The sequence below is a fragment of the Flammeovirga sp. SubArs3 genome (assembly GCF_947387565.1).
GTDB lineage: Bacteria > Bacteroidota > Bacteroidia > Cytophagales > Flammeovirgaceae > Flammeovirga > Flammeovirga agarivorans.
Window position 1 is genome coordinate 560339 of record NZ_CANDOA010000001.1, and the last position, 14027, is coordinate 574365.

Consider the following 14027-nt stretch of genomic DNA (forward strand, 5'->3'; position numbering starts at 1 on the left):
ACTTCCTGTTCACTTTAGATAGCATGAAGTCTTTTTTTATAAAAGATGAATTCACCTAGAAAGCCTGTGATACATCCAAACGTATAAGCAACTAAATCACTCCATAAAAATCCATGACCTAAGAATAAGCTTCCTAATGTTGTATTCCTTATTTCTACAATCCAAGGAGCTTGGTATAATTGTAATGTTTCTATAAAAAAGCAGCTTAGTGTGCTAACAATGAGTACAAAAAAAGTGGTTTGTGATTTGAATACCCATGCTATAATAAAGTAAAACATGAATGCATAAAGGTAATCGCCAAGATATGGATATATTATTGCAGGGGTAAAGGAAGTTCTAGAAAGTAAACCAAAAGAAATAATTAAGAAAATAATGAATGTATAAACAATTCGATTCCGTTGAGGTTTTAAGTTCATTTTATTCGTCCAAATATTGATTGTTACTTGTAATACAAAGATAAAGTTAAGGTAAATAAAACGAATCGTTAGGGAAAAATTCTAAATTCAAGTTTAATCTTCTGAAAAGTATTCCTAATTGATAATGATGTATTTTTTCTTTCTTATTTTTAAATTCAAGGATAATCTATTTTTTAAACTTTAAAAGACACATGCAAGAAGAACAAATATTATATGCCATTGCTGGAGTTTTTATTTTTATTTTCGTCATTGTAATCCCTATTTTATATGCTAAAAGAGGGAAAGTTATACGAAAACAAAAACAGAGGTTAAGTAAAATAGATAACTCAACTGATACAATTGAGTCGTTAAAGCATCAAATTTTAGAAAAAAATAAAGAGCAGGAAAAGCAAAATGAGTTACACAAAGAAGAAGTAAATCGACTTAAAAATCAGCTCTTTACTTTAGAAAATGACAAGTCTGCGTTTGCTAAAAAGTTGGTACATGATCATGTTCTTTTCGAATCAAATACCATTACTGCCTCAAACTATGTGGAAACAAAACACAAGCTTGAAGAAGTATTTGATTTCTGCGAGGTGCATCACTTCGATATGAAATCGGATAAAGAAGAAGCCATCCGTATGTTGAAGCATAAATTTGAAGAAAAAGTACGTAAAGATTTAGAATCACAAAAACAGTCAGATCACAAAGCTTTGATGCAAGAGGAAAGTGATTTTAAAGCAAAAGTACAAGATGAGCTAAACAGATTAAATCAAGAGCTGAATAAACAAAAGGAAGAGCAGCAGCAAGCGATTCAGGGAGCTGATGAGAAAAAAGTAGAGCTATTACAACAAAGAATTCAGATTACTGAAAAAGCAATAGAAAGAGCCACACAGCAGGTAAAGGATTCTACTTCTGGGTTCGTTTTTGTCGTATCCAACTTTGGTTCGATGGGCGAGGGCATTTATAAAATCGGTTATACACAATCGGAAGAACCACTACAGGAGATTGAAGCGTTAAGTACAAACTCAACTATTCCTTTTCCTTTTGATGTACATGCCGTTGTTCCTACAAAAAATGTATTTGCATTAATGGAACACTTAAGGTTTAGCTTGAATAAGACGAGAGTTAACAGAGTCAATTTTAAAAAGGATTTTTATAATGTTGAGCTAGGCTTGATCATCGATACGATAAAAGAGAAAGAAGAAAATGTCACTTTCCAGAAAGAGCCAGAAGCATTAGAGTATTTCCAAAGTATGGAAGTTACTGCGGATGAACTACAATATCTATCAGAAACAAATAATAAATAGTAAATCTATTAGAGAAGCTTCTAGTTATCCACTGGAAGCTTTTTTATTATAGTTATAGATTAAATATGAGAAGCACAGATACTTTTTACTTAAAGCAAGAAGAACCAAATAAGAGTTGCTTCTTGACATTAAGAACAATTATTCTCAAGTCGGAAGAAACTATTGAAGAAACAGTAAAATATGGTATGCCTTGCTTTTGTATTAAAGGGAAGCCTGTTTTTTATTTATGGTTTGATAAGAAAACGACTGAACCTTATATCTTATTTGTAGATGGTTTATTATTGGACCATCCGCTTCTAGAAAGTGGATCAAGAAAAAAAATGAAAGTACTAACTATCGATCCAACCAAAGATTTACCACTTCATACGATCAATGAATTATTAAATATGGCTATTCTTTTGAAGTTAAAGTAGGGATAATTTCTTCCAATTGAATACTCAATTTTTCCCATAAAGTGACCATTTTTCCCGACCGTTTTAACGAGATTTAAATACGACCACTTAACAGATTTTAAGTCGTTAGATAAGATATAACAAATTAATCATCACTCTATTTATCTAACTGAACATCATCATGAAAAATCTTATCTTATCATCTGTTATTACGTTATCAATGTTGACTTTAGTATCATGTAATCACGATAACGACCCTGTTCCTCAAAAACCATTTATATCCCATCAGCAAGTAGAAAAACCAACTACAAAACAAACTGAAGCTAGTGTTAAAGATAGTGTAGTTACAAAAGCTACTACACATCAAGAATATACCTCTTTAGTAGAAGCAAAAGATGTTTCTACAACTACATCTACACCGGCTAATGTGACTGAAACAGAAGGAGTGGGAAATCCATTACACCTTGAAGAAGGGACCGGAATAGGTATGCATAGTAAATATCTACAGAAAGAAAAAAGTGGTGTAGGTGAACCCGTATATATGGAAGAAGGTGTAGGAGAAGGAGCTTATGCTGAATACCAAGAAAAAGTAAAAGAAGGAGTGGGAGACGGTTTAATGTATGAACCACAAACACAAAGTAACCATGACTTAACAGGTTCATTAATCGAAGAAAATGGTCAACCTGTAGACTTTGTGCTCACATTTAGTGATCATGAAAATATGGATGTATATGTAGATTATAAACCTTTTGATGGTAATCCAGATAGACAAACGGTATACAGAGGTGTAGAACACTGGGAAACTGTATCAAGAATATCTTTTATGCTTGATGGAAACCGTTATTTCTATGAAAAATAATGAACAGTTGATATAGATAAATAAGGGCTAATCTTCATAAGGTTAGTCCTTTTCTTGTGAAATAAACAACCCCCAACTTACAATAATAAGCTGAGGGTTTGACGAATAATAGACTATATACAATCTCTTATATTAACCTACAATGTATTTACTCTTTGGTAGGTATGATAATATTTTTACTAAAAGGTAACTTGCTGACCATGTGAAAAATGTCACTAACAGGATAGATAATGGTGTTGATAATGCCATTGGTTGAACGATATACGTCCAAGACAATCCTACAAAGAACAAGTGGGAAAGGTAAACACCATAACTTAACCTTGATAGTTCTTTAATGATACCATATACCTTTTCGTTGGTAACAGTAATGGTTCTGAACATAAGAAATAGCCCAATAGTCATTAAAATAACATTAGGAGTACAGAATCTCCAAGCCATTTCTACATAGTATATCTCTTTGGTTTGAGATAAAAAGTGTCCAAAAAGAAAAGCTGTTATGGCATAGCCTACTCCGAAGATCACCAAGCCAAAAATTCTACTTTGTTTGTTATTAAGGTGAACAAACTTTCTGAAATAGAAAGCTAGAACAATAAAGCCTAGATGTCCTGAGAAATACCATAAAGAATGAAACTCATTCCAAAAAACTTCTCCAAATACTCCATCAGGAAAAGCCAACTTTAAATAGTGGTGGAAGCTAGAAAGAAACCACAATACCAAGTAAAATTCTACGAATCGTTTTGATGCTACCTTTAACCATGGAGAAATAATGGGTAGAAATAAATAGATCCCAACAAGCATGTAGATAAACCATAAATGCCCCGATTCTAAGTTAAAGTTGTGAAGCAGAGTGGTTATCTTATGTTGCATAACAGCAAACGTATCTTGACCAAAAATATAGGGAACTACGGCATATAATACCGACCAAATAATGAAGGGAATAAGAATTCTCGCAAAACGTTTTTTATAGAATTCTTTTGGCGACGACTTAATTGGGACAAGCAAATAGCCTGATGCCATCACAAATAAAGGGACACACGCTCGTAATGGACTGCTCATTATATTCACCCAGAACTCATCGCCTGCTTTTATGGATACATGGTCTACAGCGAGGTAAAAGATTTCAATTGCATGGACCATGAGTACCATAGTAATGGAGATTACTCTTAGGTAATCGAGGAAGACAATACGTGGTGTAGGTTTTTTGATATCAAATGTTGGTTGTGTTTCAGTAATGTTCATTTTCATTCTTCTAAATAATATAAATCAGTATTATTTAATGTAACGGGTACAATGTTACAAGTAACGATTTTATGGACTGAAATGGAAGAAAATAGTACCAGAACTGAGGTTTATCGGACCCAAATGAAAGATTACAATTGAAGTCATTTCTACAATTCAAGCATAAGGAGTAATAATCATCACTCCTTATACTTTGAGGTGAAGGTTATTTACTCGGTAGGTAAGGATCCAGAGTTCCTGGTTTAATTGGGGGTTCTTCTTTTAATGTATTTAGATGATTGACCAATACTTCACCTGCAGGCCAACGGATCCATGTATTATGATACCATTGAGCGTTGAGTGGGTTCTCTTCTTTTGGGTCTATATGTAGATCATACATTAGAGGTACACCATATGTTCTAGTAGGGTCAGCAAAGGCTTTATCGATTTCCTTACTCATCATCTTATAATTTCTCCATTTTACTCCATAAAGCTCATCTCCAACATATACAATTACTGACTCTCGATTTGATGAATCCTGCTTTCCTAAGAAAAAATCAGTTTGATCTATGCCATCTATTATTCGATCAGAAGGCAACTGTTGTTGGATGATATTGGAAAATGTTGGTAGAAGGTCCATTTCATGAACAATTTCATTATTTGCACTACCTTTTTCTATCTTATTTGGCCATCTTATTATAAATGGTACTCTGAGTGACCCTTCTTTTCCAGTGAAGTATGAACCACTCCAAGGTCCTGCAAAACTGGAATGTGGTGTGGTAGGATCGGGACCGTTATCTGATGTGAAAATGAAGATAGTATTTTCAGCTATTCCCAAATCATCCGCATTTTGCATTAACTCACCAACATAATAGTCTGTTTGTATCAATACATCAGCGAAATCACCATTTCCAGATTTACCTTTGAACTTTTCTGAAGGTATTACGGGCATATGTGTTTGAGTGTATGGAATGAATAAAAAGAAAGGTTGCTGATCTTTAGATTTTCTTTCCATAAACTCCTTTGCTTTTAGAGTAACCTCTCCATCAATTTCTCGCCTAGCCTTTGTATTATATATTTTAATCTTTTTGGGAGATTGTCCTTTTATGCCTTCCATTACATATTCAGGAACAGCAAATGGGTGGACGTTTTCCCGAAAACGACTGTCATCAGCCCACGCACATTCATCACTTGAGTTAGGAATGCCATACCATTCATCAAAGCCTTGGTCGGTAGGAAACCGTCCTTTGGTATGCCCAAGGTGCCATTTACCAAAAATTCCTGTAGAATACCCAGCATCTCCAAACATTTCTGCCATTGTATATTCCCATTGTGTTAATCCATATACAGGAGACTCTATAGGAACGCTAGAATTACCAGTTCTAATGGCATATCTACCTGTTAAAATAGCCGCTCTACTTGGGGTACATTGAGCTTCTACATTAAAATTAAGTAGTTTCATTCCTTGTTCAGCAAGCCGGTCAATATTTGGACTCGGCGCACCTCTTAGAATTCCACCTCCGTAACAACCGGGTTCTCCCCATCCGTAGTTGTCCATAAAAATTAAAATAACATTGGGTTTTTCTTGTGCTATGTTTTGATGAGTGATCATTACCATCATCAAAACATAAAAATAGTGTAGTGATTTCATAAAGTGATTGTTTTGTATTTTGAAATACAAATTTATTTTCCATTTAAATTAAGGCGTAGAATATGAGACAACCCTAATACAAAATGGACTTTAGATAAATCGGACTTCTGTAAGTTTGAGATCATCTTTTGATCTCTGTAATAGTACTTATCAACTAGTATTTTAAATTCAATCAATTAAAAATCGGTTTAACTACTGTTAGTTTTGCTCTAGTCTTGTTCATTCATATTCTACAATAAATCAGTATTAACTATATGAAACGAGTACAATGTTATATGTATTTATTTTATGGACTGAAATGGAAGAAAGTAGTTCCGGAACTGAGAAAAAGGGTTTTCAAAGGATGGGTTTTGTCCTGATTATTTGAAACGAATATACCACAAGAATAGATTTTTTTACCACGATAAAAAAAGGGGGATAGGTACCTTTGTAGCGTACTAAAAATTGATTATATGAAAAAAGAAAAAATCTATCTCGGTGGCTTATTTGCTCTTATTGTAACCTTATTATTATATATACAGAACGCCTTAAATTTACCTCATACAGAGTGGGGGTTATTGTCATTACCCTTATTATTTATCCCTTCTAAGCAACATTATATTCAGAAAAGTTTCGAGAGAATACTAGGAACATTAATAGGGATAGTCATTATACTCAGCTTGTCTCTAATTCATAGCCCTTTTATCTATTTCTCTCTATTGGCATTAGTTGTCATTAGTTTAGGCCACTTATCAATAAAATACCGAAAGCATTTTTATGTGTTCTTTATGGTCAATATAACCTTAGGGATTTTTGGTCTAGGAAAGTTTGCTTTGGCAGATAGTATGGGAGCAATAAAAGAAATGCAATCAAGAGTTGTTGAAATATCATTAGCCGCAATTTTAGTCATTGTTATCGTTTATATTTTTATGAAATTGACGAAAGGATATATTGATATAGAACAACCTCCAAGAAAAGTAGAGGAATTATCGCACTTACAGTTTTTCTTAAGAGGAGTAATTGCATTTTCTTCATTTTTAATGATTTACTATTTATTCGATAATATCATGTTACAAGGAGGGGCAACAATGCTGACGATTTTACTAGCTTCTTCATCAATTCACAAAAATCCCGTTCCAGAAATAGTTATGAATCTCAAGATTATTGTGTTGGCTTTTCTTACTGTTTTCCTTCTAAAATCTGCATTTCCAATCAACCTATTAGAAACACCTATAGCCTATACATTTATTGGAATCTTTTTCGGAGTGATTATGTATCAATCTTTAAATTATATAAAACGAAGTATGTTCTACCGCTTATACCTTGTGATTACGACAGTGGTGTATGCCATTTCATCGCTAAGTACTAGTCAACCTTTATCTTTCGGGATGGTTATGGGAGTGTTTGTATTTGGTATCATTATGTTGTTTGTAGGACACCATATATCTCAATATGTACATCAGAAAATAGAAAATAAATTACAGTAGAAGTTCCTTTATTTTATATAATTATTCAAGCTCTTTGTTTATCAAAGGGCTTTTTTATTGAGGTGGAATATTTTATAAAGATCTGATTATTAATATGTATTAACTTATAACAGGTAGTGTAACAATGTAGTAGGATGTATTAATTATACCAAGACTTCTTAACTAAACAACAACAACTTAACTTACCAGAAAATGATAAAGCAAATCACATTAACGATCACTATAGTATTCACTTTTTCGTTTGTAGCCAATGCACAATATTATTACTTCCCATTGGATATATTATTTCATCGGGGAGATGATACGAAAAGCAAAGTAGATATTCAATTGGGTGATCCATTATTAACACATTCAACCCAGGCCAACAAAACAAAAGACGAGAAGAATATTGAATATAACGATGCACATGTGGCATCAGCATCTACAAAAGGTAGATCGACGACATTACTTAGTTTCTTCCAATTATTTACGACCTCTGATAAAACAAGAGATAGAAAGAAGAAACAAACAACATCTATTATTGATTGATGAGCGGATAATTTTACTATCAGATTAGGCTGAACATGTGTTGTTCAGCCTTTTTTTATTTAAATAATGACGGATTATTTTCCGAAGCAAATATTCCAACTTGAACTGAATTGGAGCACAAAATTGTTTTATACCATCAACTCTCTTATTGAAAATTTTTTAACTCTTCAGCAGATTTTTATCTTTATATATACCTCAATACTAATCCACCCATTACGATGAAGCATGAAGAAAAGGTAATAGACTTAGCAGCCCATAAACAGAATGTAGCCAATTTCTTTAAAGGAGAATTTATTGATGAGAATATATTACAGGTGGATTCTGAGGTAGCCTCTGGTTTTATTTTATTTTTTCAGGAGTCTGAAAAGGTAAATATGATGTGTTTCAATATTCAGCTTAATCAAGATGTGAGTTATTATATTAATCTAGAAAACAGTAGTTATTTTAATCGAGCAGCTTATTTTTTCTTAAACAATGCTTATATCTGTAATCTTAATGATAACAACGAACAACAGGTTAAATACAATGGTTTCTTAACAGCGAATAAAGAAATAGCCTTAAAAGGGAAAGCAAAGAAAGGAGATTATCTACGTCATATCTCAATGTATTATGATGAACATCTTTTTGATGAAATACGGAATGAAGAGATCAAATCTTATTATAAATCAAAACAAGAATTTTTGATATATATGGATGCCAGAGACGAACTTCAGTTTTTCAGAAAAACCTTATGGAGGATTTTTGAATATCCGGAAGAAGTAAGGAATAAAATTATCAGAATTAAACTACAAGAGCTCAAATACATTTTTCTACAACGATTGGTGAGTTTGGATGTTTCTAAACTAGATGTAAAAGCTTCTGGAATCACAACTTATCAGTTAACACAACTATTTATGATTAGGGATAGGATCCTTAATAATCTGAAGGAAAAACCCAGTGTGGCTGAATTAGTTACCGAAACGGGAATTCATAAAACGCTGCTTCAGAACTTATTCCAAGAAACATTTGGTTATACGATATATAACTTTTTCACAGTAAACCGATTAGAACAAACTAGAGTTGCGCTGGTAGATAAAATGATGAGTACATCTGAAATAGCTTTCGAGTTTGGTTATAGCGATGTGCAGCACTTTTCAAGTCAGTTTAAAAAGATGTACGGAACATCGCCTAGTGCATATTATAAACAATTTAATGATCCTTCAGAATGAATAGTTTTACTTTTGCATTTTTCTTAAATCGCTGGGTTTAAGTTTAAAGTATTCAATTACACTCTTAGAAAAGTGATTGATATCCGTAAAGTTGAACTCGTAAGCGATTTCTGTAAATGATTTATTCGTTGTAATGATTTCTTCTTTAACTTTTAGCAAACGCTGTTCAGTATAATATTTATAGATCGTTAACCCATATAAGTTTTTGTAAACGGAAGTGAGCTTATTGGTATTAATACCAAACTCTGTGGCTAATTTTTTTAGTGAAGGTTTCTGCCTTAAATCATTAAGAATACGTTCTTTTATAGTGTGTGCAGCATTGATTTCATAATCAAGAAAGAAAGATTTATTGTCATTGGGAGTATACTCATGTAGCGTATTCTTAACCATCAGCAACAAGGTATTTAATCTCATTCGTATCCATTCTTCTTTGTACTCGGGCAAGATATAGTTGATGATCCCAATACTTACAGATCTTAAAAATTCAGTAGTGAGGTTATTGCCTGTGTGGTAAATAAATGAATCTATGGTATCGAGCTTTTGGACAAGGTCATCCCTCAAATCTTCTTTTTTTAGGTGGAAAGCAATGTTCATTTTATAATCACCCTGTTTTTCATGAAGCCTGATCACCTCATTTTTCTTTAATACAAAAAATCCTTTCGGAATATTGATAATGGTCTCATTGCCCTCATTAAAAATGCCTACATGATTAGAAAAACAAGTGATGAGATAATCATAATCTTCGGATTTTTGTAAGTCGATAGTAAAGTCTTTAAAGTGTTGGTGGAAATGAGCTGTAGCCTTAAAATTATTGGCATCATCATATACATAAGTACGTCCTTCTAGATATTCATTATTAATATCAATTCGATAGGGAGTGGAAACTTTACCATCAATTTTTTTAGCTAAATAGTTGATGTAGGAGTCGTTATTCTTTCCGTTATTTAAATCAATGTGACTATCAATAATTGGCATATCAGTTTTTTAGGCTTTGGGTGATTTTTTTTATTACTTAATATAATCATATTCTTCCTTTTTTTCAATGCCGTCGAAATAGTAAAAAAGAGAGGATTTTGTGCATAAGCCATAAAAGAGAAAACACTGATCAATAACGTGAATAAAATTTTTCTTTTCATGATTATAAAAAGATTGTTGTACCGTTTCTAAATGTATTTCCATACTTTTCATGTCCCATATGAAACAACTGTAACTGTACTTTAGGAGCTACAAAGTAATTGAACTGTGTCTCGAAACAGTGGTGATATTTGAACTTCTAAAATCGGGCAATTGCCAAATTGGAGTTAACCGTACAAAACACTTATTATTAAACTTTACTGGTGTGATCACTTGGAAACTTGCTCCGTGTGTGTCACGGCTCCTGTATTCATATTTGAGCGGTATTGATAAGAGATAATTGGAAAAAACTGTACTTTTTCTGTTGCTATTATTCCCATCAGAACACCCGGAGAAATCATCAGGTTATTATCTCCAATTCCTTCTTGTCCTAGAACAAAAACATCTACATAGTATCTAAAAGTACCAAATGTCTTTTCATAGTTTTTATGGATAACATAAAAAAACTTACTCTGATGTTACCGACACCAAACTTTCCTTTTCCTGTTTCTTGATTCTCCTTGTAAAACAAGGGCTACTCAATTCAATACAAAATATTACTTCTAGGCACCCCATTAAAAATGAATGAGTCGAGTGCCGTAGGTCCCTCCATCAGAAAACTCAGTAACTGTATTAATTCTTTGGTATAAATTGGTAGAGGTTTGCTATTATCAATTTTTTCATCCTCTTGATCTTGTCCAAACACTAAAGTTGACATTGCAAAGAATATTTTATCTTTTCAAAATAGATCTGATTTTTTGAATAAATTAACAACAGGTTGTCAAATTCATTTTTAACAACCTGTTATCTTAAAAATTTACCTTGAGTTATTTTGCGTGTTAGAGAAGTAATCAATAAGTGCATCAAATGCTCTTACATTGTATGCTTCCATAGCTACATCAGCTGAATTAGGTTGTGACGATTGTTTTACAATAGCGATATCTCTTCCAACATCTATATAGATCCACTGTCCGTGAATACCTATTGCCATGATCGCTTCTTTTCCTTTGGTATGACGTACCCACCATTGAGCACGATAACTCCACTCTCCATTATCTAAAGCTGATTCACTTCCGTTTTTAAAAGCTTCTGTATTTGCTCCTTTTTGCAACTTTTTAATTACAGAAGAAGGAACAACTTGCTTTTCCTTTACTTTTCCTTCATTTAGCATCATCATAGAAAATCTTGCTAAATCTGATGGTGAAGCGTTTAATCCACCACCAGCAAACAACGCCCCGTTTTTATCAAGGATAACATACGTTTCATCTTCTGCTCCAATCGTATTCCATATTCTATATAACCCTTTCTGAAAATCTTCTTTTGTTGCTCTATTTGTTAACCAGTTTATAACATCTGTTTTTGGTGTTTGATAATTAAAAACTTCACCGTGTTTTAAACTTGAATCAATCTTTAAAGTCTCCAAGTACTCATAAATATCATTAGCATAGCTTACATTTTCTTGTTCAGGCATCAAACCTATAACAGTTCCATAATGAACAATATCAGATTGAGGATCTGCATAAGTTTCATCAAAAGACATTGAATTGGTCATATCTAAAATATGTTTCACCTTTGCCTGATTAAAAGCTGATGTATTATTTAATTCAGGTATATAATGAGTAACCAATTCTTCTTCATCTAGTTTTCCTTCTTCTTCAGCCATAAGTGCTAATAACCCTGCAAAAGATTTGGTACATGACATCATTTGATGTGGCTGATGAGAAGTCATTCCATTCTGATAATTTTCATATACAATCTCATTCCCTTTTACTACAACAAGAGCATCTGTATATGTTTCTTGTATATAAGTAGGTAATGAAACAACCTCATTTGAGTCTTTCTGAACTTTTACAAGATTATCAACGTTACTATCAATCTTTCTATTGATTAAGTTTATTTTTTCTGATTTTGGGATTCCTGATGTTGGGTAAATTTCTCTCATATGTTGGTATGACCAACGATTAAATGGGAATGTCAATAAAGCATTGTCCTTATCCACTTTTTTATCCTTTGGTACAGGAATTCCTTGCATAATCCCCAACTCTTCATGAGTTCTATAATCTTGTGCAAATAATGAGGTAGTAATTGAAAGTACTAGTGTCGTAATAAAAATTGATTTCATGATCTTTCTCTTTTTGGTTCACCTTTAAAAGGGAAACTAGTGCTTAAAAACCCTAAAGTTCCTGAGAAAAATTTTCATTATTTAAAACTCTTCATACCTAAGTATTTTTCTTATATTTGATATACTAATTCTATTATTTTTTAAACTAATTACATGAAAAAAATATCTATTTTTTTCATTACATGTTATCTATGTTTTGCCTGTAATGATCAACAAGAAAAGACTTACCCTAATACTGGAATATATTTTCAAAAAATCACTGAGAATCAAAGTGATATTGAACAATTAGCAAATAAAATAATTGCACAACCAAAGGATGATAAAGAGTATTATCAAAACGATTCTATCATAGCTCTATGGGGAATAGCTAATGAAAAATTTCTAAATTCATTTGCTGACGCTTATGGCAATGTGCCAACTGATAGTTTACTCAAAATGTTCAATGGGTATATTCCAGAAGTATTAATACAAAAAATCCAGCCTTCAGATTGGGAAACACCTATTGGTTCAAAAGCTAAAAAGCAATATGATGAGTTTCTTAATTATTATGAAGAATATAATAAGTTAGTCGGTAAACCACTTTGTGAAGAAACTACTCTTGTCAAAGACACAGGAGGTACTATGGTAGATCTTCAAAATTTAGTTTCAAAAGGTACTTTTTTAATAGATTTATGGGCTAGTTGGTGTGCTCCTTGCAGAACATTTAATCGCAATTTCAAAAGACAATATATCTCTATTAAAGACAAAGGTATTGAAACGATAAGTATTTCTATTGATAAGAACGAAAAGGCATTTCTTCAAGCATCAAATAGAGATCAATTACCTTGGAAAAATTATTTAGATAATAATCAGATTATAAAAAATAGATTAGGCGTACAAGGTGTTCCATTTCAACTATTAGTAAAAAATGGAATAATCGTAAAAGTTATAATTGCTGAAAGAACTGAAGCAGAAATTTTATCCTATTTAAATCAATAATATACATACTTCCATATATATCAAACGCTTAGAATTGAGAATATTAAGCCTTTGATATATATGGAAGTTTTATTTTTATAAAACTGATTGAAGTTCTGTATTCAGTTTAAGTAAATTTTTATATTCTGCTATTTTTAATCCCTGATTGTAATAGATAATCTGAAATGTATTTAAGAATTTCTTATTTCTAAAAAGTGATTCAGGTGCATCTTCCTTTCCTAATAAAAAATATTCAGTGCAGAATTCATTAAATATTCCCAACCTCTCTACTTCATTATCTTCATAAAAATCAACATGACTAACTCCATCATAATAGTTTATAATTTTATTACTTAATTCCTTATCGCTAATCAGATAAAACTCTCCTGTATTTAAAGCATATTCATAGGCTCTTTTTCTTACTTCAAAGTAGGAGGTAGTATAGATTACCTGATGAATATTAAAGAATTTTTGACCTCTTAACGTAGTATCATCAAGCATTTCAATAGCTCTTTCTAACTTAATTAGCTTATTCTGTTGATTATTGATTAGTCTATTTAATTCCTTTTCATCCAATTTTAAATCAGATAAAATTTCATTTTTAACTACACCAACTTTTTTTTCTTCTATACTTTTGGCTTTCCATTCATTTAATTGAAATGCTATAGTTATACCTATAATTACAATTAATAAATCTATAAATTTATCACCTAACCAAGCTTGTCTTTTTAATAATACTATAAGTTTATTCCACATTCGAATATTATTTGGTATTAAAAATACTGTAATAGCAACCCAAAGGATACAA

The 14027-nt window shown here is 32.0% G+C and carries 13 protein-coding genes; 7 read left to right on the forward strand and 6 right to left on the reverse strand.

Annotated features, from left to right (window positions below; translation table 11 throughout):
- Positions 1 to 14: 14 nt before the first annotated feature.
- On the reverse strand, positions 15 to 416 hold the full coding sequence (locus QL232_RS02200) for a DUF2809 domain-containing protein (RefSeq protein ID WP_281612879.1): 402 nt from the start codon (positions 414 to 416) through the stop codon (positions 15 to 17).
- Between the two features lie 191 nt (positions 417 to 607).
- On the opposite strand from QL232_RS02200, the gene QL232_RS02205 reads away from it, so the two are divergent.
- The 3 genes from QL232_RS02205 (at position 608) to QL232_RS02215 (ending at position 2956) form a co-directional block, all read left to right on the forward strand.
- Complete coding sequence (locus QL232_RS02205; protein ID WP_281612880.1) at positions 608 to 1705, forward strand: GIY-YIG nuclease family protein; 1098 nt, start codon at positions 608 to 610, stop codon at positions 1703 to 1705.
- 65 nt (positions 1706 to 1770) lie between these two features.
- The gene (locus tag QL232_RS02210; protein ID WP_281612881.1) at positions 1771 to 2118 is read left to right on the forward strand and encodes a DUF1801 domain-containing protein; all 348 of its coding nucleotides are present in this window, start codon (positions 1771 to 1773) and stop codon (positions 2116 to 2118) included.
- A gap of 160 nt (positions 2119 to 2278) precedes the next feature.
- Positions 2279 to 2956, forward strand: a complete 678-nt coding sequence (locus QL232_RS02215; RefSeq protein ID WP_281612882.1) for a hypothetical protein — start codon at positions 2279 to 2281, stop codon at positions 2954 to 2956.
- 132 nt (positions 2957 to 3088) lie between these two features.
- On the opposite strand, the gene QL232_RS02220 is transcribed toward QL232_RS02215, so the two are convergent.
- Both QL232_RS02220 and QL232_RS02225 read right to left on the reverse strand, forming a co-directional pair.
- The gene (locus tag QL232_RS02220) at positions 3089 to 4201 is read right to left on the reverse strand and encodes an acyltransferase family protein (protein ID WP_281612883.1); all 1113 of its coding nucleotides are present in this window, start codon (positions 4199 to 4201) and stop codon (positions 3089 to 3091) included.
- A 199-nt stretch (positions 4202 to 4400) separates the two neighbouring features.
- Positions 4401 to 5825, reverse strand: coding sequence for an arylsulfatase (locus QL232_RS02225; RefSeq protein WP_281612884.1), 1425 nt, complete (start codon positions 5823 to 5825; stop codon positions 4401 to 4403).
- Positions 5826 to 6277: 452 nt separating this feature from the next.
- On the opposite strand from QL232_RS02225, the gene QL232_RS02230 reads away from it, so the two are divergent.
- The 3 genes from QL232_RS02230 (at position 6278) to QL232_RS02240 (ending at position 9027) form a co-directional block, all read left to right on the forward strand.
- Entirely contained in the window at positions 6278 to 7291 is a 1014-nt protein-coding gene (locus QL232_RS02230; RefSeq protein ID WP_281612885.1) for an FUSC family protein, read from the forward strand.
- Between the two features lie 192 nt (positions 7292 to 7483).
- The gene (locus QL232_RS02235) at positions 7484 to 7819 is read left to right on the forward strand and encodes a hypothetical protein (RefSeq protein WP_168882341.1); all 336 of its coding nucleotides are present in this window, start codon (positions 7484 to 7486) and stop codon (positions 7817 to 7819) included.
- A gap of 218 nt (positions 7820 to 8037) precedes the next feature.
- Complete coding sequence (locus QL232_RS02240) at positions 8038 to 9027, forward strand: AraC family transcriptional regulator (protein ID WP_281612886.1); 990 nt, start codon at positions 8038 to 8040, stop codon at positions 9025 to 9027.
- A 6-nt stretch (positions 9028 to 9033) separates the two neighbouring features.
- Here QL232_RS02240 and QL232_RS02245 read toward each other — a convergent pair whose 3' ends face one another.
- Both QL232_RS02245 and QL232_RS02250 read right to left on the reverse strand, forming a co-directional pair.
- A complete protein-coding gene (locus QL232_RS02245) occupies positions 9034 to 10002 on the reverse strand; it encodes an AraC family transcriptional regulator (protein ID WP_281612887.1) in 969 nt (322 codons plus the stop codon).
- Between the two features lie 955 nt (positions 10003 to 10957).
- Entirely contained in the window at positions 10958 to 12262 is a 1305-nt protein-coding gene (locus QL232_RS02250; protein ID WP_281612888.1) for a serine hydrolase, read from the reverse strand.
- A gap of 153 nt (positions 12263 to 12415) precedes the next feature.
- Here QL232_RS02250 and QL232_RS02255 point away from each other — a divergent pair, with 153 nt between their 5' ends.
- The gene (locus QL232_RS02255) at positions 12416 to 13240 is read left to right on the forward strand and encodes a TlpA disulfide reductase family protein (protein WP_281612889.1); all 825 of its coding nucleotides are present in this window, start codon (positions 12416 to 12418) and stop codon (positions 13238 to 13240) included.
- Between the two features lie 75 nt (positions 13241 to 13315).
- Here QL232_RS02255 and QL232_RS02260 read toward each other — a convergent pair whose 3' ends face one another.
- Positions 13316 to 13975 carry a DUF6090 family protein gene (locus QL232_RS02260; protein ID WP_281612890.1) on the reverse strand — a complete coding sequence of 220 codons (660 nt, stop codon included), beginning with the start codon at positions 13973 to 13975 and terminating at the stop codon, positions 13316 to 13318.
- Positions 13976 to 14027 lie beyond the last annotated feature (52 nt).

Bases quoted from the DNA above. Each gene is read 5' to 3' on its own strand.
- QL232_RS02230 (WP_281612885.1), top strand. From the start codon at position 6,278: ATGAAAAAAGAAAAAATCTATCTCGGTGGCTTATTTGCTCTTATTGTA.
- QL232_RS02215 (WP_281612882.1), top strand. From the start codon at position 2,279: ATGAAAAATCTTATCTTATCATCTGTTATTACGTTATCAATGTTGACT.
- QL232_RS02235 (WP_168882341.1), top strand. From the start codon at position 7,484: ATGATAAAGCAAATCACATTAACGATCACTATAGTATTCACTTTTTCG.
- QL232_RS02225 (WP_281612884.1), bottom strand. From the start codon at position 5,825: ATGAAATCACTACACTATTTTTATGTTTTGATGATGGTAATGATCACT.
- QL232_RS02220 (WP_281612883.1), bottom strand. From the start codon at position 4,201: ATGAAAATGAACATTACTGAAACACAACCAACATTTGATATCAAAAAA.
- QL232_RS02255 (WP_281612889.1), top strand. From the start codon at position 12,416: ATGAAAAAAATATCTATTTTTTTCATTACATGTTATCTATGTTTTGCC.
- QL232_RS02240 (WP_281612886.1), top strand. From the start codon at position 8,038: ATGAAGCATGAAGAAAAGGTAATAGACTTAGCAGCCCATAAACAGAAT.
- QL232_RS02260 (WP_281612890.1), bottom strand. From the start codon at position 13,975: ATGTGGAATAAACTTATAGTATTATTAAAAAGACAAGCTTGGTTAGGT.
- QL232_RS02250 (WP_281612888.1), bottom strand. From the start codon at position 12,262: ATGAAATCAATTTTTATTACGACACTAGTACTTTCAATTACTACCTCA.
- QL232_RS02245 (WP_281612887.1), bottom strand. From the start codon at position 10,002: ATGCCAATTATTGATAGTCACATTGATTTAAATAACGGAAAGAATAAC.
- QL232_RS02205 (WP_281612880.1), top strand. From the start codon at position 608: ATGCAAGAAGAACAAATATTATATGCCATTGCTGGAGTTTTTATTTTT.
- QL232_RS02210 (WP_281612881.1), top strand. From the start codon at position 1,771: ATGAGAAGCACAGATACTTTTTACTTAAAGCAAGAAGAACCAAATAAG.
- QL232_RS02200 (WP_281612879.1), bottom strand. From the start codon at position 416: ATGAACTTAAAACCTCAACGGAATCGAATTGTTTATACATTCATTATT.